Annotated in this window: 13 protein-coding genes; 5 read left to right on the top strand and 8 right to left on the bottom strand. The window is 63.8% G+C overall.

All coding sequences use genetic code 11. From position 1 onward, the window contains the following. The first annotated feature begins 991 nt into the window (after nucleotides 1-991). The 3 genes from L8F45_RS11265 (at nucleotide 992) to L8F45_RS11255 (ending at nucleotide 10,481) form a co-directional block, all read left to right on the top strand. Complete coding sequence (locus L8F45_RS11265; RefSeq protein ID WP_342362963.1) at nucleotides 992-6,994, top strand: beta strand repeat-containing protein; 6,003 nt, start codon at nucleotides 992-994, stop codon at nucleotides 6,992-6,994. A 44-nt stretch (nucleotides 6,995-7,038) separates the two neighbouring features. Next, the gene (locus L8F45_RS11260; RefSeq protein ID WP_342362962.1) at nucleotides 7,039-7,629 is read left to right on the top strand and encodes an invasion associated locus B family protein; all 591 of its coding nucleotides are present in this window, start codon (nucleotides 7,039-7,041) and stop codon (nucleotides 7,627-7,629) included. A gap of 215 nt (nucleotides 7,630-7,844) precedes the next feature. Next, complete coding sequence (locus tag L8F45_RS11255) at nucleotides 7,845-10,481, top strand: caspase family protein (RefSeq protein ID WP_342362961.1); 2,637 nt, start codon at nucleotides 7,845-7,847, stop codon at nucleotides 10,479-10,481. A gap of 219 nt (nucleotides 10,482-10,700) precedes the next feature. Here L8F45_RS11255 and tssH read toward each other — a convergent pair whose 3' ends face one another. From tssH to L8F45_RS11215, 8 genes are all read right to left on the bottom strand, one after another. After that, on the bottom strand, nucleotides 10,701-13,337 hold the full coding sequence (gene tssH, locus L8F45_RS11250; protein ID WP_342362960.1) for a type VI secretion system ATPase TssH: 2,637 nt from the start codon (nucleotides 13,335-13,337) through the stop codon (nucleotides 10,701-10,703). A gap of 33 nt (nucleotides 13,338-13,370) precedes the next feature. Further along, entirely contained in the window at nucleotides 13,371-14,378 is a 1,008-nt protein-coding gene (gene tssG / locus L8F45_RS11245; protein WP_342362959.1) for a type VI secretion system baseplate subunit TssG, read from the bottom strand. Beyond that, entirely contained in the window at nucleotides 14,375-16,327 is a 1,953-nt protein-coding gene (gene tssF, locus L8F45_RS11240; protein ID WP_342362958.1) for a type VI secretion system baseplate subunit TssF, read from the bottom strand. Before tssF ends, tssG begins: the two co-directional genes overlap by 4 nt. Nucleotides 16,328-16,436: 109 nt before the next feature. Continuing rightward, nucleotides 16,437-16,868, bottom strand: a complete 432-nt coding sequence (gene tssE / locus L8F45_RS11235; RefSeq protein ID WP_342362957.1) for a type VI secretion system baseplate subunit TssE — start codon at nucleotides 16,866-16,868, stop codon at nucleotides 16,437-16,439. A gap of 207 nt (nucleotides 16,869-17,075) precedes the next feature. After that, nucleotides 17,076-17,567: an Hcp family type VI secretion system effector gene (locus tag L8F45_RS11230; RefSeq protein WP_342362956.1), complete on the bottom strand. Its 492-nt coding sequence runs from the start codon at nucleotides 17,565-17,567 to the stop codon at nucleotides 17,076-17,078. Nucleotides 17,568-17,687: 120 nt separating this feature from the next. Beyond that, nucleotides 17,688-19,178, bottom strand: coding sequence for a type VI secretion system contractile sheath large subunit (gene tssC / locus L8F45_RS11225; RefSeq protein WP_342362955.1), 1,491 nt, complete (start codon nucleotides 19,176-19,178; stop codon nucleotides 17,688-17,690). Nucleotides 19,179-19,190: 12 nt separating this feature from the next. Continuing rightward, on the bottom strand, nucleotides 19,191-19,709 hold the full coding sequence (tssB, locus tag L8F45_RS11220) for a type VI secretion system contractile sheath small subunit (protein WP_342362954.1): 519 nt from the start codon (nucleotides 19,707-19,709) through the stop codon (nucleotides 19,191-19,193). Between the two features lie 90 nt (nucleotides 19,710-19,799). After that, complete coding sequence (locus L8F45_RS11215; protein ID WP_342362953.1) at nucleotides 19,800-21,356, bottom strand: type VI secretion system protein TssA; 1,557 nt, start codon at nucleotides 21,354-21,356, stop codon at nucleotides 19,800-19,802. Nucleotides 21,357-21,574: 218 nt separating this feature from the next. On the opposite strand from L8F45_RS11215, the gene L8F45_RS11210 reads away from it, so the two are divergent. Then, a complete protein-coding gene (locus L8F45_RS11210) occupies nucleotides 21,575-23,572 on the top strand; it encodes a type VI secretion system Vgr family protein (RefSeq protein WP_342362952.1) in 1,998 nt (665 codons plus the stop codon). Nucleotides 23,573-23,583: 11 nt separating this feature from the next. Continuing rightward, nucleotides 23,584-24,138, top strand: a complete 555-nt coding sequence (locus L8F45_RS11205; RefSeq protein WP_342362951.1) for a DUF6931 family protein — start codon at nucleotides 23,584-23,586, stop codon at nucleotides 24,136-24,138. Nucleotides 24,139-24,174: the final 36 nt, after the last annotated feature.

Raw genomic sequence — 24,174 nt, 5'->3', positions numbered from 1 at the left:
ATCTCCGTCCCCGGAACGGTGCGCGAAAACTTTCCGCGCGCCTCTCTTTTAGTTTCGTCATTCCGGGGCGCTCCGCAGGAGCGAGCCCGGAACCCAGAGATCGAGCCGGCTGAACTATCTTCTGGGTTCCGGGCTCCTCGCTGCACTCGGCCCCGGAATGACGGTGGAAAGTAGACGCGCGAATTTCTCGCGTTTCCACGCTACTCCGCCTTCCTCTCCGCTTTGATCTTCCCTTCATCCTCGCCTCCAAGGGGAGGCCGGGAGCGCCTGATAGGCGCGGCCAAAAATAAGTGGTGGGATTTCGCCTTCCGGCGCTCCCGGCGCGGATCTTGTAGCTTCCCGTCGCACGCTCTCCGCGGTCTCCCGCTTAAGGCCCTCCTGGGGCAGCCCGATCGTATTGTCGGGCGGGCGTGCTGTCGGAAGCTCCCGGGAGTCCTGAAAGCCAGGTCGCGATCAGAACCCGCAGGTCCGCCCTCTGCTCCCGTTCGGTCCTGACCCGGACGGCCCCAGGAGAGCAGAGGCAAAATCAATAATAGGAATTTAGTCCGGAAATGTCAAGCCAGAATCGCTCAAAATCATGTCCGCGGAGATGTTCGGAAATATCGGGAGATTGTGGCCCGGCCGCCACACTTGTCCGGACAATGCGGCGGAGTTGCGGTTAATGAATCCGAAACAATTGTCGGGCAGCCTCCCGTCGAGGCAAAAAATCAATATATATCAGCCTGTTGGATGAATCGTCAAAAGCCGGATTTCCGGCGGGAATAGGGCCGCTCCGGGGCGGCTGAGTTGCCCATGGAAGAATCGCCCTGTATCCCCTTCGGGTTATTGCGTTTCAGAGTTTGCGAATCTGTGTCCGCGGGTCGCGTTCAGAAATAGAAATTCAGGGGTCGGGATGTCGGGCTCGAAGATTGTGAACAGCGGACGGGGCAGGCGTCGGATCGCCCTTCTGCTCGGGAGCACCGCGCTTGTCGGCGCGGCGGCTGTAGCGCTTATGGCGGCGACACCGGCGGCGGCGCAACAGACGGGCGGCAATGGCTCCGGTATTGCGACTTCGGGCAGTGGCGCCGGAAGCGGCGGCAGCACGAATGCGGCCACGGGCGCGGCGACCAATGGGTCCGATGGCGCGAACATCGTCAATCTGGGCGGCGGCGGCGGCGGCGGCGGCGCTGGTATTACAGGCGGCGCCGGCGGAGCCGGCGGCGCCGACGGCGTTCCAACTGCAGGCGGCGCCGGAGGGGCGGGCGGCACGGCCGCGGTGGCTGGCGTCGGCGGAGCCGGCGGCAACGGCGCAGATGGCGGCGGCTTTTTCGGCAGCGGAGCGGGCGGCGGCGGCGGCGGCGCGCATGGCGCAGTCTCGGCGACGTTCCCCTTGGCGACCCCCGCCACCGGCGGCGCCGGCGGCAACGGCGGTAACGCATTCAATGGCGGCGGCGCCGGCGGCGGTGGCGCAGGTGGCTACGGCGCATTCATTACAGGCGCGGGCGGAATAAACGCGCTTACGATCACTGGCGGCGCCGGCGGCGCGGGCGGCGGCAGCGGGACAACGGGCGGCGATAGCAATGTCGGCGGCGCGGGCGGCGTTGGCGGCGTTGGCGTGTTCTTCGCAACCGGAAGCAACGGCACGCTAACGAACACCGGGGTGATACAAGGCGGCGCGGGCGGCGCGGGCGGCGCGAACAACGGCGCTGGAGCTGGCGCTGCTGGGGCGGGCGGCGCTGGCGTCGTCGGTTCGGGCATCACCATCAACGCTCTTGCAGGATCGATTTCCGGCGGGTTGTCGGGCGATGGCGTGACGCGTGCAAATGCGGTGACGTTCACGGGCGGCGCCAACACGCTGGTGCTTGGCGGCGGCACATTCACCGGCAATATCGCTGTCACGGGCTCGGTGGATTTCGCGACCACAAGCGGCCAGACGCTGTCCAACGTCATCAGCGGCAGCGGCGCGGTCCTCAAGTCTGGCGCGGGAACGGTCACGCTTTCGGGCGTCAATACCTACACCGGCGGCACGACGGTCAGCCTCGGCCAGATCACGGTCGGCAATGCGAGCGCGCTGGGCAATACTGCGAATTCAACGACCGTGTCGGGCGGCGTGCTCGATCTCGGCGGTCTGACAGTCACGCAGAATGGCGGCCTCGTGCTTCAGGGCGGCACGGTGCAGAACGGCACATTCAACTCATCGGGAACGTTCGATCTTCAGAGCGGGGCGGTGAGCGCGAATCTCAGCGGCGCTGGCGCCGTGATCAAGAGCACGGCGGGCACGGTCACTCTGTCTGGTCCGAGCAGCAGCTATACCGGCGGCACGAACATCAACGCCGGTGTTGTCAGCGTCGCCACCGCATCTGCGCTGGGATCGGGCGCGGTCGTGGTCGCAAGCGGCGCCGCGCTCGAAATCCAGGGCGGCATCACGGTCAGCAACGCGCTGACGATCAGCGGGACCGGCATATCCAATGACGGCGCGTTGCGAAGCGCGACCGGCAACACCAGCTATGGCGGCGCGATCGTTTTGGCGGCGAATTCGCGCATCAATACTTCCGGCGGCAACCTGTTCAACCTGAACGGCAACATCACCGGCGCATTCAACCTGGCGCTGGGCGGGACCGGAACCATTGCCATGATCGGCCAGATCCAGACCGGAACTGGCTCGGTGACGATCGACACGGCTACGGTCAACTACTTCGGCGCCAGCACCTATACTGGCGGCACGACAGTCAATTCAGGCGCTCTGGGCTTGGTCAACGCCAACGTGCTCGCAGCGACCGGCGCCTTGACCGTCAAATCGCCGGGTACTGTGACTCTCTTCGCCGCGCAGACCATCGGCTCGCTGTCCGATGGCGGCGTGGCCGGCGGTACGGTTTTCCTGAATGGAAATACGCTGACCACCGGCGACAGCACTTCGACGACATTTTCGGGCGTGTTGGACGGCGCGGCCGGCGGCGCCCTTATCAAGCAGGGAACCGGCACATTCACGCTGACCGGCGCCAACAATTACACCGGCGCGACCACAATCAATGCGGGCGTCCTGAATATCCAGAACGCCTTGGCGCTGGGAACGGCCGCCACCGGAACGACAGTCGGGATCGGGGCGGCGCTTGAATTGCAAGGCGGCATCGCGGTCGGCGCCGAAGCGCTGGGTCTTTTCGGAACGGGCGTGTCCAACGGCGGCGCGCTGCGCAACATTTCGGGCGCCAACAGTTGGGCCGGCGCGATCACGCTCAACGGCGACAGCCGCATCAACTCGGACGCGGGGACGCTGACGCTGACGGGCGGCATCAGCGGCGCCTTTACGCTGACTCTCGGCGGCGCGGGCAACGGCGTCGTCAGCACGACGCCCATCGACGCGACCGTGACGGTTCTGAGCAAGGACGGCGCGGGAACCTGGACGCTGTCGGCCGCGAATGCCTACACCGGCGTGACGACGATCACCGCCGGCGTGCTGAATATCCAGAACAACACGGCGCTGGGCGCGACAGCCGCGGGAACGATAGTCTCCAATGGCGCGGCGCTCGAATTGCAGGGGAACATCGCGGTCGGCGCGGAAACGCTGGCTCTTTTCGGGACAGGCGTCTCGGGTGGCGGCGCGCTGCGTAACATCTCCGGCGTTAACAGTTGGGCAGGCGCGATCACGCTCGACAGCGACAGCCGCATCAACTCGGATGCGGGAGCGCTGACCCTCACCGGCGGAATCAGCGGCGCGTTCAATCTGACGTTGGGCGGCGCGGGCGATGGCGTCGTCAGCACGACGGGCATTTCGACCGTCACCAGCCTGACCAAGGACGGCGCCGGAACCTGGACCCTTTCGGCTGCGAACTCCTATACGGGCGCGACAGTGATCAGCGCGGGCACGCTCGCGCTGTCAGGCTCGGGTTCGATCGCGACCTCAAGCGGCGTCCAGGCGGATGGAGCGTTCGATATTTCCGCGACGACGTCGGGCGCATCGATCACGACCTTGTCGGGCGCTGGAACGGTGGCGCTTGGTTCGAAGACGCTGACGATCACCAACGGTTCGACCACTTTCGCCGGCGCGATCGGCGGCGCGGGAGGACTAACGGTTTCAGGTGGCGTCGAAACACTAAGCGGGACAAACGGCTATTCCGGCGCGACACTGATCAGCGCCGGCACGCTGGCTTTGTCCGGTTCGGGTTCGATCGCGAATTCGAGCGGCGTCCAGGCGGACGGGACGTTCGATATTTCCGCGACGACCTCGGGCGCGTCGATCACGACCTTGTCAGGCGTCGGAACGGTGGCGCTCGGTTCGAAGACACTGACAATCACCAACGGCTCGACGACGTTTTCGGGGGCGATCGGCGGCGCGGGCGGCGTGTTCGCGGTCTCGGGCGGGACGCAGACGCTCGCGGGCGCCAACAGCTACAGCGGCGGCACGGTCGTCAATGGCGGCACGTTGAACGCGAACGCGACCAACGCGCTGGGAACGGGCGCGGTGACGGTGAACGCGGGTGCGCTGAACATCGCCGCGGCGACGACGCAGACGGTCGCGTCTGTCACCAACACGGCCGGCGGCGGCGGAACGATCAACAACAACGGCACGCTCAATGCGCCGGTGAGCAACCAGAACGGGACGACGTTCAACAATACCGGAGCCGTGAACGGAACGCTGTCGAACAGCGGCACGGTGAACAATACCGGCGCGGCGATCTGGACCGGCGACGTGGTCAACGGCTCGACCGGCATTATCGTCAACGCCGCGACCTGGACTGGCAACGTGACGAACGGCGGCCGGATCGACAACAGCGGAACATGGACCGGCGACGTGACCAATGCGTCGACGGGAACGATCAACAACACCGGGACTTGGAAAGGCGTCGTCACCGGCACGACCGACATCGTCAACTCAGGCGCTTGGAATGGCGCGGGGACGATCACCGGCACGATCGTCAATATGGGCGCGGGCGTGTTCACGGTGAGCACGAACTCGACGACGAATTCGACCTTCGAGAACAAGGAAGTCGCGACGCTTCTCGTCAACGCCGGCGCGACGTTCTCCGGCATCACGACGCTGACCAACTCGGCGACGATCAGCGTATCAGGCACGCTGACGGCGAACGCGATCAACAATCTCGCCGGCGGCGTGATCACGGTGAACGCCGGCGGCACCATCAATGACGATCTGACCAACGCGGGAACGGTCACCAACAACGGGACCTATAACGCCAACGTCGCGAGCAACAGCGGGACGATCACCAACAACAATCTCTGGAACGGCAATGTCGCGCTGAACAGCGGCGCGATCACGAACAACGGGACGTGGAACGGCAATGTCGCGTCGAGTTCGGGAGCGATCACCAATGCCGGGACGTGGAACGGTTCGATCGTCAATTCCGGCACGTTCGCCAATTCGGGGATTGTGACGAACGGCCTGACCAACTCCAACATCGCGACGACGACGGGCGGGGCGCTCAATGGCGCGAACGTCAACAGCGGAACCTTCACCGTCAACGGGACGACGACGGCCAACAGCACGTTCGCCAACAGCGGGACGTTCGCGCTCGCCGGCGGCAACTTCACCGGGGTCACCACCTTCACCAACAGCGGCGCGGTGACGGCGACCGGTGCGCGCACGCTCGGCGCGACGAGCTTCGTCAACACGGCGGCCGGCCTGATCGATCTGCGCAACGGCAGCCTGACGGACACGCTGACGCTGACCGGAAGCTACGCCGGCGCCTCAGGCTCGCGGATCGCGCTCGATCTTGATCTGTCGCGGGCGACGGGAACGCGCGCCGATCTGGTGACGGTCAATGGCGCCGGCTCGGGCTCGACCTCGCTGGCGTTCAACATCGTCAATTCGGGCCGGGTCGCCTTCACCACGCCGATCGACGTGCTGACGGTCACCGGCGGCTCGAGCCTGTCGGTCAATCAGGGGCTGGTGGCGACGAACGGCTTCATCAACTACTTCCTGGCCGAGAGCGCGGCGGGCTCGGGCCGGTTCCAGGTGGTGTCGGTGTTCAACCCGGCGCCGGTGGCGGGCGTGGCCACGGGGCTCAACAGCTCGATCGCCAGCCTGACCACCGGCTTCTTCCAGGCGGCGTCGGCGATCGTGTCGCGGCCGGATGATCCCGCCCCGAACCAGATCGGCGGCGGCCCCTTCATCCGCTTCTCGACTGGCGACGCGACCACCGATCTCAACGGCACGTCGACCGGATCGGGCCTGACCTCGCTGTCGGCGACCAACACCAAATCGACCTTCACCGGCTTCCAGGCCGGGGCCGACATCGGCGTCTACAACATCCATGGCACGGGCTGGAACTTCAACGCCGGCCTGTTCGGCGGCGTGGCCACGACCAATGGCCGTTCCAATTCGGTGACGCCCAATCCCGGCGGGGCCGGGGCCGGCTCGACCACGGTCAGCACGTCGATCAAGATGAACGTGCCCTATGTCGCGCTCTACACCTTCCTGTCGAACGGGCCGTTCGTGGCGGAAGTGAACCTGCGCAAGGATTTCTATGACGCGGTGGTGAACTCGACGGGCGGCGGCGTGGCGTTCACGGCGAAGGACCAGCGCCTGACCGGCGACGGGCTGAGCCTCAACGCCAACATGTCCTACCGTTTGAGCCTGTTCGAGAGCTGGTATGTGGAGCCGTCGATCGGCGTGTCGAAGGGGCGCTACACCTTCGGCAACCTGCCGCTGGCGACGGGGACGGGCGATCAGGCGACGTTTGCGGCGATCAACAGCATTCTGGGCCGGGCGGGGGCCAATATCGGCACGAGCTTCGTGGTGCAGGACAAGCTCATTCTCGCGCCGTTCATCCATGGTTCGGTGTGGCATGAGTTCGCCAGCGACACGAAGGCTCAGGTGCAGACGATCGGCACGACGTTCGACGTCACGACGGAGCGGGTCGGCACGTTCGGGCAGGTTGGCGGCGGGCTGCAGTTCAAGATCGTCGACACCAACTTCCTCGGCTTCGTGCGCGGCGACTATCGCTTCGGCGACAAGGTCCACGGCAAGGCCTTCAACGCAGGTCTCAAATTGCAGTTCTGAGCCGGACGGGCTATCGCGGGCGCGGATTCGCCGGGAACAAGTTGATGCGCGCTTTCGCAGGCCTTGGTTTCACCGTCGCGCTTTTTTGCGCGGCTTCGCCGGGACTGGCGCAGCAACCGCAACAGCCGCGGCCGGCGGCGCCGCAAAGGCCGGCTCCGGCGCAGCCCGCGCCCTCCGCTCCGGCGCCTTCGACATCGACGCGGACCGAGATCCTGACCTTCGACAACTGGACCGTGACCTGCCGCGACGGGAAGGAGCCGACCGACAAGCGCCTCTGCGCCGCCGAATTGCAGATCACCCAGCCGTCCAACAACAGCAACGTCGTCGTGTTCGCCTGGCAGATCGGCTTCAACAACGCCGGCGCGCTGGTGTCGGTGCTGCGTTTTCCGCCGGGTCTGCTGCTGGCGCCGGGCGTGGAGCTGAAGCTCTCGGGCAAGGAGCCGCGCAAGCTGCCCTTCACCACCTGCGAGCCCAATCGTTGCGACGCCGCGACGCTGATGGATGATGCGCTGATCCGCGAGATCGCCGCCACCGAGCAGGCCGAGGCGACGATCTATGCCTCCGACGGGCGCGGGCTCAAATTCACGATCCAGCCGAAAGGCTTCCAGCAGGCGCTGGCGGCGCTCAGGAAATAGCCCGGGACGGTGCGGGCGCGCACCCCACGGCAGCGATCACGCATCTAGATGGGTGAGGACGGTTGTTCGACGGATCGAAGGCCGGACATTCACATTTCGCTGACGACAGCAGGAAATTCCCGGCGTCGACGCTATCCGTCAGCCTCGCGCCATGATTTGCTGATAACACCGGATTTCAGATACAATCGATTGCAGGAGTCGCGAACGAGCGCCCTTTGCCGAAACGCCTGATCGCCTTTCTGGCCTGGCTGGCCTTCGTCGCATGCGCATCGTCCGCGATCGCGCAGACGGAGAGACGCGTCGCGCTCGTCATCGGCAACGCCAACTATCAACATGCGGGGGCGTTGAAGAACGCGGACAGGGATGCGAACGACCTTGGAGGCGCGCTGGAGCGGCTCGGCTTCGAGGTGATCCGCGCGATCAACGCCGATCTCGGCGCCATGCGCTCGAGCGTATCGAACTTCCAGCGCAGCGCCTCGGGAGCAGATGCGGCGCTGGTGTTTTTCGCCGGTTATTCGCTCCGTTATCGCGGCGCGGGGTATCTCGTTCCCGTCGATATCGTTCTGAGAGACGACGCCAGCTTCGAATGGGACACGCTTCAGCTCGCGCAAGTCATTGGCGCGCTGTCGAGGGCGAAAGCGTCGTTTTTGATCGTCGACGGCTGTGGAGCCGAGCAACTGTCCGGCGTGCTTCAGGAGATCGGCGGCGCGGCGAAGCCAGGCCTTGGCGACATCCCGGCGCGCGCGGACACGCTGACGGCTGTGTCATCGGCTGCGTCGCCCGGGTCGTGCGAGGGCACGGGGCGGGCAAGCGTCCTGGTGGATTCCCTGCTGTCGGAGATCGAGCGTCCGGCGTTCGAGGCGAAGGCGCTCTTCCGGCGCGTCCAGCAACTCACGACCTTCCGCAGCAGCGGTCAGCAGGCGCTGGCGCTGACCGCGTCGCTGCAAGGCCCGTTTTATTTCGCGCGGGGCGACACGCCGAACGCCGCTTATCGCGGCCTCGGCGTTAATCCCGAAGTCGCCGTGCTGCGCGGCTATGCCGATAAATTCGGCGACCATCCGCTTGGCGCGATCGTCAAGACGATGATGGTGCAAAGGGAGCAGGCCCCGACGCGGCCGGGCGCATCCGCGCAGTCGGCGGAGCGTTGGAAAAATCTCTTCGGCGACGACTGGAGCAAGGAGCGCAGGGAGCGCGCCGCGGCGGCGCGTCGCGACGCGCTGGATGGGCGCTGGAGTCGCGAAGACGCCGACCGGCAGGCCGAGATCGCGGCGGCGGAGAAGCGTCGGCAGGATCAGGAGCGGGCGGAGCAGGAGAGAGAGAAGCAGCGACTCGCGCAGCAGCAGGAAGAGGAGCGCAAGCGGGCCGAGGCTGCGGAGCAGAAACGGCAGGCGGAACTCGCGGAGCAAAAGCGCTTGGCCGATCTGGCTGCAGAGCAGAAGCGCCAGGCCGAGGCCGCCGAACAAAAGCGTCTTGCTGATCTGGCCGCCGAGCAGAAGCGTCAGGCTGAGCTTGTCGAGCAAAAGCGTCTGGCCGATCTGGCTGCGGAACAGAAGCGGCAGGATGAGGAGCGCAAGCGGGCCGAGGCGGCCGAGCAAAAGCGCCTGGCTGATCTGGAGGTTGAACAGAAGCGCCAGGCCGATGCTGCTGCTGCTGAGCAGAAGCGTCAGGCCGATGTCGCCGCCGCAGAGCAGAAGCGGCAGGATGAGGAGCGCAAGCGGGCCGAGGCGGCCGAGCAAAAGCGCCTAGCTGATCTGGCGGTTGAACAGAAGCGCCAGGCTGATGCCGCTGCTGCGGAGCAGAAGCGGCAGGCCGATATCGCCGCTGCAGAACAGAAGCGGCAGGATGAGGAGCGCAAGCGGGCCGAGGCGGCCGAGCAAAAGCGTTTGGCTAATCTGGCGGTTGAACAGAAGCGCCAGGCTGACGCCGCGGCTGCGGCCGCCGCCGCAGAGCAGAAACGTCAGGCCGATATCGCCGCTGCAGAACAGAAGCGGCAGGATGAGGAGCGCAAGCGGGCCGAGGCTGCAGAGCAGAAGCGCCAGGCTGATCTGGCGGTTGAACAGAAGCGTCAAGCCGACTTCTTCGCCGCCGAGCAGAAGCGCCTCGAGGCGCTTGCCGAAGCTGACCGTCGCAAGGCCGAGGAACAGCGTCTTGCGCTGGCGACAATCCCTTCGACGCCCGCCGAGGACAAACCGGCGGCTGCGCAGCCCCAACAGCCGGGCGTCTCGGGCAACGCAGTAAGGGAGGCGCAGGATTACGTTGCGACCGAACGCAGGCTCGCCCAGGAGCGCGCGGATCGCGAGCGTCGCTCGCGGCCCAGCGAATTCAGCGAGCCGCTTCCCTCAGAACTGCCGCAAAACCAGACCGTGACTCCGGCCAACCCGTCTCAGCCTAACCAGCAGCTTGCGAATGTCGCGCCGCCGCCGGTCGATCGGCCGCCGCCGGACCCGAACTTCAAGGCGGACAGCCCGGAGACGATCAAGGCGGCCCAGATCGAGCTCAAGCGTCTGGGCTGCTACAGCGGCAATCTCAACGGCAATCTGAACAACGGCACCAAGACCGCGCTCGGCGCCGCGTCAAAGAAGCTTGAGACGGCGAGCCTGCAGCCCATGACCGAAGAGGGGCTGCGGCTGCTGAAGGATCACCAGCAATTGCTCTGCCCGCCGGTCGCGCGTCGTCCGCCGGCGGAGGAAGAGGATGAGCCCGCGGCTCGTCCGGCGCGTCCGCGTCCGGCTCAGCCGCGCCCTGCGCCGCAGCCGCGTCCGCAGGTCGCGAGACCGGCTCCCGCGCCGGCGCCCGCACCGGCTCCTGCGCCAGCGCCGCGCAGACCCGGGAATATCCAGCTCAGCATGTGATGCGAAAACGGCGGCGAGATCACGCCGCCCTTTGATTGGTTCAATCAAAGGGCGGGAACGTGATCGATTCCAAGAGTTGAGAGCATGGCTTTTGCAGCGCGAACGCTAGCGTTCGTCGCGGAAAAACCGGTTCCCACTTTTTCGCGCCATGCTCTCGGAGCCGCCATTTTCTGATTGTCGCTATGAACGAGAGAGCGCGGACCTGAAGCCCGCGGCTTCTCAGTTCACATGATAGGCGAAGTCGTTGTTCTCGACGGCGACCTTCGCCTCGGTGAATTCCTCGCCGCTCAGCGACTTGTGCAGGATCGCGCGCGACAGCGCAGGCAGCATCGAGTTGGTGACGATGTTGTCGATCATGCGGCCGCCGGAATCCGGATCGTTGCAACGGGACACGATGAGATCGACCACGGCGTCGTCGTAAGAGAATTTCGCGCCGTGATTGTCCTTGATGCGCTTGCCGATGCGGCCGAGGTTGAGCTTGACGATGCCGGCCAGCATCTCCGCCGAGAGCGGCAGATAGGGAATGGTCACGATGCGGCCGAGCAGCGCCGGCGGAAACACCTTCAACAGCGCCGGCTTCATCGCGGTCGCGAGCGCTTCGTGATCGCTCGCATAGGCCGGGTCCTTCGCGAGCTGCATCAGGAGATCGGTGCCGACATTCGACGTCAGGATGATCAGCGTGTTCTTGAAGTCGATGCGACGGCCGGTGCCGTCCTCCATGATGCCCTTGTCGAACACCTGGAAGAACAGTTCATGCACGTCCGAATGCGCCTTCTCGACTTCGTCGAGCAGCACGACGCTGTAGGGCTTGCGGCGCACGGCCTCGGTCAAACGTCCGCCTTCGCCATAGCCGACATAGCCGGGAGGCGCGCCTTTCAGGCCCGAGACGGTGTGCGCTTCCTGGAACTCGCTCATATTGATGGTGATGACGTTCTGCTCGCCGCCATAGAGCGCTTCTGCAAGCGCGAGCGCCGTCTCGGTCTTGCCGACGCCTGATGGGCCGCACAGCATGAACACGCCGATCGGCTTGTTCGGATTGTCGAGCTTGGCGCGATTGGTTTCGATGCGCTTGGCGATCATCTGCAGGCCGTGCGACTGGCCGACGACGCGCTGATTGAGAATCTCCGCGAGCTTCAGGATCGTCTCGATCTCGTCGCGCACCATCTTGCCGATCGGAATGCCGGTCCAGTCAGACACGACCGACGCGACGGATTGTTCGTCGACATGGGCGTAGACGCGGCGATCGTCAGGCTTGATTCCTGAGAGGGCGGCCGCCTTTTCCGCGAGGACCTTGCGCACATCTTCAGGATTCGCGGCCTCCTCTTTCAGCGAGGCGCGAAGATCGTTGATCTCCTTGACGAGCTCGGCCTCTTTTTTCCACTCTTCTTCAAGCGTCGCGAGCCTGGTTTCATTCGCAGCGATCGTCTCGTCGATTTCGGTGAGCCGCTCCTCGTTGTCTTCGCCGAGATCGCGATCATTGGTCAGCGCGCTCTTCTCGCGCTTGAGCTGGTCGATGGCGACGCGCGCATCCTCGATGGCCGCCGGCGTCGCGGTCTGGCTGATGGCGACGCGCGCGCAGGCGGTGTCAAGCAGGCTGACCGCCTTGTCCGGAAGCTGTCGCGCCGGGATATAGCGCTGCGAGAAAATCACGGCCGCGACCACAGCCTCGTCGCTGATGCGCACCTTGTGATGCTTCTCCATCGGGCCGAGAATGCCGCGCAGCATGTCGCAGCAGCGCACCGCGTCCGGCTCGTCGACATTGACGGGCTGGAAGCGCCGCGTCAGCGCCGGGTCCTTCTCGATATGCTGGCGATATTCCGACCAGGTTGTCGCGGCGATCGTGCGCAGCGTGCCGCGCGCCAGCGCCGGCTTGAGCAGGTTGGCCGCATCGCCGGTGCCAGCCTGTCCGCCGGCGCCGATCAGCGTGTGCGCCTCGTCGATGAACAGGATGATCGGCGTCGGCGAGGCCTGCACCTCGTCGATGACCGAACGCAGGCGCTGTTCGAATTCGCCCTTCATGGAGGCGCCGGCCTGCATCAGGCCGATGTCGAGCGCGCAGAGCCTGACGCCCTGCAAGGGCGGCGGCACATTGCCCGACGCGATCTGCTGGGCGAAACCTTCGACGACAGCGGTCTTGCCGACGCCGGCCTCGCCGGTGAGGATCGGATTGTTCTGCCGGCGGCGCATCAGCACGTCGATGATCTGGCGGATTTCATCGTCGCGTCCGACGATCGGATCCATCTCGCCGGATTTCGCTTTGGCAGTCAGGTCCTGCGAGAAGCGATCGAGCGCGGTCGAGCCGACGGCGCCTTCCGCACGCTCGGCGCCCGGAGAGCCGGCGCCGGCAAGGCCCGAGCCGTCGATCGGCCGGAGATTTTCCTCATCCGATCCCGTCCAGATGGTGCGGTGTTCGGCCGCCAGCGTATCGACATTGATCTTGGAGAATTCGCCGGAGATGTTCGTGAAGGCCCGGCGCAGTTCGAGCGACTTGAACGCCGCGACGAGCACATGTCCGGTGCGGATCTGTGTCTCGCCGAAGAACAGCGTCGAGTAATGCCAGCCGCGATCGAGCAGATCGACGAGCACGTTCGATACTCCAGGCATTTCCGTCTCGTTCTTGCGGAAGCCTTCGACGACGCGCGCGACGTCGGCGAGAAGCCTGGACCGGTCGAGCTTGAACTTGTCCGCGGTGCGCGCGAGATCGGTGCGATCCGATTTCAGGAGCTGCTGCAGCCAGTGCGCCAGCTCAAGATTGCGATTGCCTGACGTCTTGGCCTGGCGAAGCGCCTGAATGAACGCGTCATAACCGACGCGGTTGAGTTTGCCGGTGACTGTTTCAAGACTAATGTCGGTCATGGTGACCCCCGGGCGTTAAAAGCCGTTTTCGTATTATGGCTTTGGTTGCAGAAATCGTGAAGCGAGATCAAAGCGCGCGTCGGTCAGAACCTCCGCCTTGTCCGACCAGTTTGGCGCCATCCAGGTCGTCCAGCCCAATTGTCCGGACTCCCCCAGCTTGACCGGCGGCGCGTCCCCCGCAGGCAGGCCGAGTTCGACATCATAATCGAGTTCCGCGCCGGCGTAGAAGAACACCATCTCGGCCAGTTTCCGCGCCAGCCGGCCTGTCGGCAGGAACTCCTTATAGGCGGCGAAGTCAGGCGCGAAGATGCGCAGGCGGAACTTGTCCTGGACGCTGAACACGCCCGCGCCGAGCATCATGTCCTGTCCGAGATTCGCATTGGCGGCGCCGATGCGCGAAAGCTGCCCCGGTTCGAGCAACAGCCGCATTCCGACGAATTCCTGGAGTTCGACCTTGACGCTGAACAGGCCGGCGATCAGGTCGCGCAGCCGCGAGGCGCTCTTCGCCGCCGGCGCCATGAGGCCGCTGAAACCGATCTTGGCCGTGTCGGGCACGGTGTCGAGATCGCGAAAGACCTTCGCCCCAAGGCCCACCGCCGAGCCGATATAGACCTCGAACTTGTCGTCGTCCCGCCTGTCATGCTGCGCGATCGGCCGCGAGTCGGCCCACGCCCGGAAGAAGAGCTGCAGGAAGCGGTTGTTGAAGATGTCGAGGAAGCGAGGCAGCGCGTCATCGGCGGAGCGAACATAGTAGTTGGCTTCGTCGGTGAGGGCGAGCGGCAGCGCGCCCTGCGGACCAAGAAGACCGAGAAAGCGTACGAACATCTCAAGCTGTCCGTCGTCGCGGCGGCGCGCCTCGCTGACATTCGAATCCGGGAAGGCGAGGAACGGATTCTGACCGAGCTTGACATATTCCTGCCGTCGCGCGGCGGAGTCGCCAATGCGCGGCTGATTGTCGAACTGCGCCTCGAGCCGCCGCATCACGAGGAAGAAATCGTGTCTGCCGGGCTCGTCGATGACGTCGAGGAAGTTCGGATTCACAGCGGCCTCCGCGAACCCGAGCGGGGCGGCCAGCGCATGATCGGGCCGCGCTCCACCGTCGTGATGACCGTCTGCGTGAAATGATTGAGCGCCGCATATTCCGCGAAGAAGCGATCGAGCACCGCGCCGAGCAGGAACACGCCGCTGCCCTCGAACGATTTTTCATCGAAGGTGACGTTCACCTCCAGCCCGCGCGCCGCGCCGACGCCGGTGCGCGCGGCGAGGCGACGGATCACCGGCCGCGTCGAGATCGCGCGCACGCTCCGCACGCGCCGCTCCAGCACGGTGTCGCTGAGATCCGCGAAGATCGAGAGAACCTCGCGCAAGGCCTGTCCGTCCGCGCGCGTCAGGCCGAGATGGTTCAGCGCCAGCATGTTGATCAGCCGCCATGCGGTCGGGCCTGCGCCGACATCCAGCCCAAAACCATGCTTCTGATAGAGCAGGGGCTCCTTGGGGCGCGTTGGCCCTGAAGCGCAGACGACGCGCAGCGACGTGTCGTCGACGAAGGTGAAGTCGGCGCCGGCGCTGCCGACGGGCAATTGATCGGTGAGGTGCCGGTTCGAGCACAGCGCGCGGGCGCTGAGTTCGACAATGTCCGATGCGTCGCCCTTGCCGTTCGGCGCGGTGAGCGAAAGAAACATCTCAGTGCCGAGATAGTCCGACTGCGAGCCGAACCGGCGCTCGTTCGATGTTCGCCGCCGGGGCAGCCGGCGCACCGTGTAATGCAGCGGCGCGCGCGCGGTGTCGAACAGCAGCGGCGAAGAATAAAGCGGCAGGATGCGCTCTTTTTCGGCTCGCCCGGGATAATGGGCGAAGACGTCGATGATGGTGTGCGGCTCGTAATTCAGCGGATGGCTGCGATCAGGAATGACCTGATATTCGTGCATATTGGTCTTGATCGGGATGCGGTCGGTGGTTCTCGGAAACAGATTGACCGCGGGCGCCGCATAGAGCGCGAACATGGTTTCATCGATCGCTGTCGCGAGGCGCGGCGCGGGCTCGTTGAACGTGATGATGACGTCGATCGTGCGCGCGGCGACCGGAAACAGCTCCCGATTATTGGTCGCGAGTTTGAAGCCGAGGAATTTCCTCGGAAAGATGAAGTACTCCTGGAGATAGGAAAAGCCGCGGAAGAGCCTAGCGTCATAGGGGAAGAGGGTTTCGTCGTCGCCGAAGCCGATCTGCTCGACACGCGCGCCCGGAATCTCGGTGGCGACAGGATCGCCGAACTCGTCGAGATGGCGAACGTGAACGCCAACCCGATTGGCGAAGATCTGCTCGTAGAGCGCAACCCCGTCGGCCTCAGGTCCGACGAAGTGGATCGGCAGCGACTGGATCCGGCATCCCGCGAAATGCGCAAGCGGATCGGCGCGGGCCGCCTCGTCCGACGCCTCGTCCTCGACCCGAAGCGCCGTCCGGCAGCGCAGCGTCAGCCGCAGCCCGGCGGAGAATTTGGCCTTGCTTTCAACGCCGAGCGCGTAGATCGGGGCGGGGGTCGAAATATACTCGGCCTTCATCAATTCGAACGGCCAGATCGTCAGGTCGGACGACAGCGTGTAGCGACACGCGATATTCCGTTCGCGCTCGCGATAGACGGCGTCGAGAAACGCGCCTCGCTTGATGACGCGTCCGTCGCGCAGGGCCGCATCGCCAAAGATCGGCTTGACCTGAGCCAGCAGCGTCGATGGCGTCGGCGCCAGAAACCCCGGCAGAAGCTGCTCGATCAGATTGTTGGTGAATTCGGGAAATTCGTGCTTGAGTTTGAGCTGCACGCGCGCCGCGAGGAACGCCGCGCCCTGGATCAGCCCCGCGAACATGGGATCGGAACGCTCGCGCGTCAGCCCGCCCAGGCGATCGGCGATGCCGGGAAACTCTTCGGCGAATTCCTTGGCGTGTTCGTAGAACAGCGCAAGCTCGCGATTATAGAGATCGACGAATTCCTGGTGCATCAAGAACGGCGGTCAAGCGGAAGACGGGAAGGCGTCGCCGACCCTAGAGCGAAAACGCCCGAAAGCGTAAGTCTTTTGTCAGAATCACGGCCACGTCTCGTCAGCATGCTCAGCGTCGGCCGATCTTGAGCTTGCCGGTCTCCATCTCGATGTCGGCGACGAATTCGACAGGGACCGCCACGGGGTCGCACGCCATCTCGCCCGCGACCATGAATCGCACGTTCAGCGAATCGATGCTGACCGAGTCGTCGCGCGTGACGCGCACAGTATCGGGGAGCAGCCGCGGCTCGAAAACCAGCAGCGCGGTCTTGATCTCGCCGACGATGCCGGAGCTTCGATTCTCGTCGATCGTGCGGTTGCTGATTTCCGGGATGCCGTAATTCAGGATCGAGGTCCGGACATGATCAAATTCCTTGAGATCATGCGCGCATTCGAGATTGACCGTGTTGAGAAGCGAGTTGAGGTCGATCGCCAGTTGTTCGCGCAACTGCGATTCGGTGACCGAGCCTTTGATGGTGCGGCGGCCAGCGATGACTCTCATGCCGGAATCGTCGCGGAGATCGAGATTTTTTCGGGAGTCTTTAGCGCGGTGCGCTTCCCGGAACGCGAACATCAGGGGCGGGCTCAGTCGGTCGGACTTGGAGGGCGCCGCCATGCGCGAAATCCCGCTCAAACAAAAATGTCCGTCGGCGACGGACTGAAAAGAGAAAGAACCGCCGCGGAAGCCGCGGCGGTTCTTTCTTGTTGCTTAGACCTTGACGTTCTTCTTGAGGTCCCAGCCGAGCTTGCCGGCCGAAGACAGGATGCCCTTGCTGTCCTGCTTGAAGTATTCCATCTCGATCTTCGTGTAGTTGAACGAGATCTGCTCGACCGGCAGGGGATTGCCGTGACCGTGGCCGCCGACCTGGTAGCTGGAGATCACGATATCCGTGAAGGTGAACTCGCAGTACTTGTCCTGCTTGTCGCCGGTCGATTTGCGGCAGATCAGCTTCGCGTTGGCGATGTGCTTGCCGGTGGCGCAAGCCTGCATCAGCTTCGTCGAGGCCGAGCCCATTTCAACGGTGAAGTGGAAGTCCTGCATCGCGACCTTGCCGGAGCCGGCGCCGCCGCCGAGACCGCTCGAGCCCGCGTTCGTCTCGCCCCAGCTCCAGGACTGGAGCTGCAGGTGCTTCGCGAGCTGATCGTCTTCCGACTCGCCGTCGATGCCATCAATCTTCAGGAAAAAGTCTGTAGCCGCCATGATAAGCTCCTCAGTTTTAATATTGGCCCGGCGTCATCGCCGTCCGTTCGTTTCGACCATTTTTGAGTACAATGGATGACGCGGCCGCGTTGTGTCCTAGGACACAAGGCGGCCGTTGCATTACGATTTTGCAGGCAGGCGAGACACGAGACTCAGGCCGATATCCATACCTTCGAGCTGATAATGCGGCCGCAGGAAGAAGCGCGCAGAATAATAGCCCGGATTCTCTTCGTTCTCCACGACTTCAACCCGCGCCGCGGCGAGCGGCTTCTGGGCCTTCATGGATTCCGAAGAGTTGGCGGGATCGCCGTCAACGTAGAGATTGATCCATTCCTGAAGCCAGCGCTCCAGCGCGGCTCGTTCTTTCATCGAGCCGATCTTGTCGCGCACCATGCATTTCAGATAGTGCGCGAATCGCGAGACCGCGAACATGTAGGGCAGGCGCGACGACAGGTTTTCCGACGCTGTCGCAACATCCGTCATCATCTTCTTCGGCCGATACATGGACTGAGCGCCGATGAACGCCGCCTTGTCGGTGTTCTTGCGGTGAATCAGGGGAATCAGGCCTGATTTGGCCAGTTCCGCCTCGCGACGATCGGTGATCGCGATTTCGGTCGGGCACTTCAGGTCGACGCCGCCGTCATCGCTCGGGAAGGTATGCGTTGGCAGGTTGATGACCTCGCCGCCCGATTCGACGCCGCGAATGCGCGTGCACCAGCCATATTCCTTGAACGCGCGATTGACGTTCACGGCCATGGCGTAGGCCGCGCTCATCCAGCCGTAATTCTCGCCGGCATGGCCGTCGGTCTCTTCTTCGAAGGCGAACTCCTCGATCGGATCCGATTTCGCGCCGTAGGGCAGGCGTGACAGGACGCGCGGCATGCAAAGACCGAGATAACGCGAGTCTTCCGCATCCCGCAGCGACTTCCACGCCGCATAGTCCGGCGTGTCGAACAGTTTGCTGAGATCGCGCGGATTCATCAGCTCGGTCCAGCTATCCATGCCCATGAGCGTGGGGCCGGCGGCAGCGAACAGAGGCGCATGAGCGCTCGCCGAGATCTTCGACAGGGAGCGCATGAGCTGGATGTCAGTCGGCTCATGCGTGAATTCGTAATCGCAGACCATCGCGCCGAAGGGCTGGCCGCCGAGCTGGCCGAACTCCTGCTCGTAGACCTGCTTGAACAGGGGCGACTGGTCCCAGCGCGCGCCGGGATAGAGGCGCAGATTGTTCAACAGTTCGCGCTTGCCGACATTCATGACGCGAATTTTGAGATTCGCATCGGTCTCCGAGTTCATCACCAGATAGTTCAAGCCGCGCCAGGCGCTCTCGATCTTCTGGAACTCTTCGGCATGGATGATCTCGTTGACCTGATCGGTCAGCTTCTTGTCGATCGCGGCGATCATCGCGTCGAGCGTGTCGAGCACGTCGCCCTTGAAAAGCGTCGTGTCGGCCAGCGCCTGGGTGACGAGCGTCGAAACGGCGCTCTCGACCTCGGATGCCGCGCGTTCGTTCCGCGGCTTGAAGCTCTGCTTCAGAAGCGCGGAAAATTCATCGGGGTCCTTCGTCGCGGTCCCAGCCGCGGCGCCTTGCTTCTGAAGCTCAGTCGACATGGCTACCTCGTCTTAGTCCTGGTTTTCGGTCGGCTTGGCGGCGGCGCGTTCTTTCAGCGCGGCCATCAATTCGGGATCGCTGAGCAATTCGCGAAGTTTCTTCTCCGCATCCTGCTTGCCGTCCATGTAGAGCTGCAGGTTCTTGAGCTGATCGCGCGCTTCGAGGAGCTTTGCGAGCGCCGGCACCTGACGGGCCACCTGAGCGGGCTTGAAATCGTCCATCTTGTTGAAGCGCAGATTGACCTGCATCTTCTCGTCGGAATCTTCGCCGAGCTTGTTGCCGACGCGCATCGAAATGCCGGGCTGGATCGCAGCCATCCGGTTTTCGAAATTATCCATGTCGAAGTCGAGAAACTTGCGCTCGCCGACATCAGGTTTGTCGGCGCCAGCCGCATTGCCCGACAGATCGGCCATCACGCCCATGATGAATGGAAGTTCGATCAGCTTGTCCGCGTCATAGGGATCTTCGTAGGTGATGTGAACACGCGGCGCCCGGTTGCGGCGGATGAATTTCTGGCCACTGTCGCTCATCGCAATCCCCCTTTCGGAAGCGTGGCGACGCTCCGCGCGCGTCGTCACAAACTAACCTATCGTAAAACCCGATATTGCGCGGAATAGACCTTATTCGTCAACCTTGAAGAGCTGAGCCGGCAGAACCTCGCGAACGAGCGCGAAGAAGTCCCGACCGCTCAGGGACGCCGCATGTTCGAGCAGCGTCGGCACGGGACTCGATGGCTCGACGGAGCGAAAATAGGCGGCGATCTGGCTCAGCATCGTCATGGCGTCTTTTCGGGTTACGGCCTTGAACACCATTGGCGTGTGCGCTGCCGCACTGACGGCCGGCGCCGCATCGGCGTGTTCAGCGTAAGACGGCTCCGGATCCTCGATCGGCTCGGCCGGAGCCTCCTCGTAGGCGGATTCGTCGGTGGCTTCCGCGGGCGTTTCGCCATCCGCCGGCGCTTCTTCGCCCGGCGTCTCCTCGCCGGCCGTTTCGTCTGACGCGGCTTCGGCCTCCTCGGGCGGCGAGTCTTCGGCTGGCTGTTCGCTCCAGTCACTATACTCTTCCGTCGGCGCCGGCTCCTCGGGAAGTTCGCTGGTCGTGACCGACAATGAGGAAAGCCGTTCGATCGAAAGCTCGTAAAATGTCTCCCGACCGATCTTGATGAAGGCTCGGCCGCTGTTGTCGGGCATCAACGCCTGGAGCGCGTCGAAGAATGATTTTCCGATCAGGGCCTCGGCTTGCGCGATCAGCGACAGAATCGGGCTCGAAGGCTCCGAGCGCATAAAGTAGCCCGCAGCGGCGGCGAGCGCGGCGTTGGCGTCGGTCAGCGTGCGGATGACGCCAACAGGGCCCGTGGGCTCATCGTCGTCGCCGACCTCTTCGCGGGCCTCCTTGGCCTGCAGGATGGCCCGCGCAGGATCGCGCTGCGCGACCGCGCCGTCGAGAAAGAGGGCGATATCCTTGGCGAGGGGGCGCAGCTTCTCGAAGCGGACCACGCCGGGTTGGCCGGATTTGTCCGCGAGGGTGGTTTCGATCCGCTCCAGGGATGCGTCGAGGTCGATCGTCAGCGTTCGCGAGGCGATAAGCTGCTCGATGTCGGTTTCGACGAGCGCTGTCTGGATTGCGTCGTTTGACGGCTTTTCCTCGTCCTTTTCCCCTTCGACCGCCGCCGTCCGGGCCTGCAAGGCTCCGCTCGCGAGAAGGTGGGCGCGATAGGACACCTTGCCGAAGCGCCGCGCCTCGAACAGCGGCGTCGACTGCAGCGGCATCACCGAATCGGGCATGTCGTCGAGCGTCTGGACCGACACGACGCGCAGGATCGGATCGCCGTCGAGCAGCTCCGGGATCACGCGCTCCCACATGGCGTCGAGAAGCTTCTCGATCGTCTGCACGACCGCGACAAACGCCGCGAGATCGCGATTGAGGATTTCAAGTTTCGCGAGATAAGTCAGGATTCGCAGATCGCGCGACTGGCCGAGAATCTTCTGGATGGTGGCGAACTCGGCCGGGAAATCGATCGAGGCGCGGTCGAAGCTGGCGAAGGATTTCGGCAGGACGCTGTCAATGCGGGCGACGAAGCGCATATAGTCCGCGTCGCCGAGCATATCGAGGTCGGGGCCGCACGGCTCCTCCTCGCTGATCGGAGTGGCGAAGGCCAGAATTGCGGCAGGGGTCACGCGCGCGATCCGCTAACCGTTTCGGGACGCGTGGTCAGGCGGCCAGGCTCTGGCGCGCCGAGAGTGTGATTTCGCACAGATAAGAAAGCCAAGAATGGTTACGCAGGCAGGGCGGGACAGCTTTATTGCAGCCCGCCACTCCGCTCGCGGAAAACCCCGGCCGCGAGCCCGCCTTCGATTAACATCGCGGGCGAGACGACAAGGGGCGTCGGCTCTGGATGGCTGCCGCTCGACGATTGGACGGAAACTGTCTAACGTCAAGTAGCGTTATTCCGGACGTTTTTTTTGGGGTTGCAATGTCTTCGTCGCTTGCTCAGTTGCACCGGATTGCAAAACTGAAGACGCCTCTCGGGGAAGACGTCCTGGTGGTCACCGGCTTTGAGGCCCGGGAGGGCTTGAGCCAGCTTTTCAATATTCAGATCGATTGCATCAGCGAGCAGAAGGCGGTCGACCTGGCTTCGCTCATCGGCAAGAAGGCGAGCATAAAGTATGCGCCGGAAGAGCCCGAGCCCCGCTATTTCTCCGGCCTGGTCGTCGAAGCGCGCGCGAGCGGGGATGGGCGCGCCGCGCCCGGAGATGAAACCGCCCGCGTCTACGATTATCAGCTCACCGTGCGACCATGGACCTGGCTGTTGAGCCAGGCGATGGATTCGCGCATTTTCCAACACAAGACCGTGGTCGACATCATCAAGGACGTCTTCAACGAAGCCGGCTTCACCGACTACGAGTTCAAGACGCAGACGAGCTATCCGACGCTCGACTATTGCGTCCAGTATCAGGAGACGCACCTCAACTTCGTCAACCGGCTGATGGAGCAGGAGGGCATCTATTATTACTTCAAGCACGAAGACAATTCGCACAAGATGATTATCGTCGACAACAAGTCGTCGCATCAGCCGGCGGAGCATCTCCCGAAGCTCGAATATGGCGCGAAAAGGACGGGCGCTCCGACAGATAAGCAATATGTGCATAGCTGGAGGCAGGAGCGGAAGTACGGGACCGGCAAGGTCGTCGTCAGCGGCTATGATTTCGAAACGCCGCCGGCGGACATGAAGGAAAATCAGCAGACCGTGTCAAAGTTCGAGCACGGTTCGATGGAGGTTTTCACCTATCCCCGCAAATACAAGCTGTCGCAAAAAGGCGATGTCGGCCACCGATACGCCCAGGTCCTGATGGAGATGTCGGAAGCGTTTGACCAGCGTCGCTACGCCAGCGGAACGGGTCAAAGCCTGCAGCCCGGCTTCAAGACGACGCTTGAGAGCAAACACAAGATAGCCGACGTCGGCCAGGAATTTCTGGTCGTCGACGCGACTCATGTGTTTGAGTCGCAGAGTTATATGTCTGGGGGCCAGCCCGAAGTGGAGAGCACGTATCGCGGCGAATATGTGCTGTTGCCCGCGAAAGTACAGTTTCGCGCGCCGGTCGTCACGCCCAAGCCGGTCATTTACGGTCCTCAGACGGCTCTGGTGGTCGGGCCGTCGGGCGAAGAGATCCATACCGACAAGCATGGCCGCGTGAAGCTGCAGTTCCATTGGGACCGCAAGGGCAAGAAGGACGAGAATTCGTCGCGCTGGGTGCGCGTGTCGCAGATGTTTTCCGGCAAGCAGTGGGGCGGCTTCTACATCCCGCGCATCGGCATGGAGGCGGTAGTCGAATTCATCGGCGGCGATCCGGACCGTCCGATCGTCGTCGGCACAGTCTACAACGGCGATAACAAGATGCCGGAGGAAATGCCTGCGAACAAGACGAAGCATGGCATGAAGACCCGCTCGTCCAAGGGCGGCGGACCCGACAATTTCAACCAGCTTATCTTCGAGGATTTGAAAGACAAAGAGAAGGTCTTCTTTCACGCAGAGAAGGATCTCGAGAGCAAGATCGAGAATCAGGAAACGCGCGAGATCACGGGCAAGGATATTGGCCACGCCGACCCCGCGCGTGAGGTCAAGATCAAGACGGGCAGCGATACGCTCACGATCAGCGACGGCGATCAGACGGTCGATATCCACGGCAAGCAGACGATCAAGACTACGGATGATATCTTCGTCGAATCCCAGACCAAAATCACGCTCAAGGTTGGCCAGTCGATGATTGAGCTGACGCAGGGCGGCATCACGATCAAGGCGTTGGACATCAAGATCAACGGCACAAGCAAGAATGTCACCATCGACGCAGCGGTCTGCCTCCAACAGTCGTCCGCGTTGATCAAGTTGAACTGAACGGCTTGCCCATGACCCGGTTGAGATTTGCGTCGGCCCAGGAAGTTTTCGAGGCGTTCCCCAACGCTCAGCAGGATATTCAGGCGGCTCCGAGCGCGGAGCCGCCGCTGAAGTTTCTCGCCAAGCTGCCCGGCAGCAAGGCCCCGGAAGACGCCATCAGTTTCTGCGCCTATGTTCTCGGGCGGCGCGAGGCGGTGTGGTGGAGCGCTCAGACCATCCGCGCGATGGGTTGTCCGCGCGGGCGCGATGAGGAGAAGGCGCTGCTGATCGCCGAGGCGTGGGTGCGGGAGCCGGAGGAGCATCGCCGCCGGGCGGCGCTCGATGCGGGCTTCAACGGCGATCGCGAGTTGCCGGGCGTGTGGGTGGCGCTTGGCGCCGGCACTGCCGGCGGAAACCTGACCATGGGCGGGATGTCCGGGCCACCCTGCACCGCCGACATGACGGCGAGAGCCGTCCGCGCCGCCGTCCTGATTGCGCTCTCGAAAGTGCCGGCTCGCGATCGGGCGGCTCACATCACGAGCGCGGTCGGCATGTGCCAGCAACTGGCGAATCAGAACTCTTCCTGACGTTCGCCGCGCGCCGGGAGCCGCGACGACGAAGGG

Origin of the sequence: Terrirubrum flagellatum (assembly GCF_022059845.1) — a bacterium.
GTDB classification, from domain to species: domain Bacteria; phylum Pseudomonadota; class Alphaproteobacteria; order Rhizobiales; family Beijerinckiaceae; genus Terrirubrum; species Terrirubrum flagellatum.
Note: the sequence above shows the minus strand (reverse complement) of the source record. Positions and strands in the feature narration are given on the sequence as shown.

What these genes read in the sequence shown, in the direction of transcription:
- L8F45_RS11265 (WP_342362963.1), top strand. Translation starts at nt 992, where the DNA reads ATGGCGGCGACACCGGCGGCGGCGCAACAGACGGGCGGCAATGGCTCC.
- L8F45_RS11260 (WP_342362962.1), top strand. Translation starts at nt 7,039, where the DNA reads ATGCGCGCTTTCGCAGGCCTTGGTTTCACCGTCGCGCTTTTTTGCGCG.
- tssH (WP_342362960.1), bottom strand. Translation starts at nt 13,337, where the DNA reads ATGACCGACATTAGTCTTGAAACAGTCACCGGCAAACTCAACCGCGTC.
- tssF (WP_342362958.1), bottom strand. Translation starts at nt 16,327, where the DNA reads ATGCACCAGGAATTCGTCGATCTCTATAATCGCGAGCTTGCGCTGTTC.
- tssE (WP_342362957.1), bottom strand. Translation starts at nt 16,868, where the DNA reads ATGAGAGTCATCGCTGGCCGCCGCACCATCAAAGGCTCGGTCACCGAA.
- L8F45_RS11230 (WP_342362956.1), bottom strand. Translation starts at nt 17,567, where the DNA reads ATGGCGGCTACAGACTTTTTCCTGAAGATTGATGGCATCGACGGCGAG.
- tssC (WP_342362955.1), bottom strand. Translation starts at nt 19,178, where the DNA reads ATGTCGACTGAGCTTCAGAAGCAAGGCGCCGCGGCTGGGACCGCGACG.
- tssB (WP_342362954.1), bottom strand. Translation starts at nt 19,709, where the DNA reads ATGAGCGACAGTGGCCAGAAATTCATCCGCCGCAACCGGGCGCCGCGT.
- L8F45_RS11210 (WP_342362952.1), top strand. Translation starts at nt 21,575, where the DNA reads ATGGCTGCCGCTCGACGATTGGACGGAAACTGTCTAACGTCAAGTAGC.
- L8F45_RS11205 (WP_342362951.1), top strand. Translation starts at nt 23,584, where the DNA reads ATGACCCGGTTGAGATTTGCGTCGGCCCAGGAAGTTTTCGAGGCGTTC.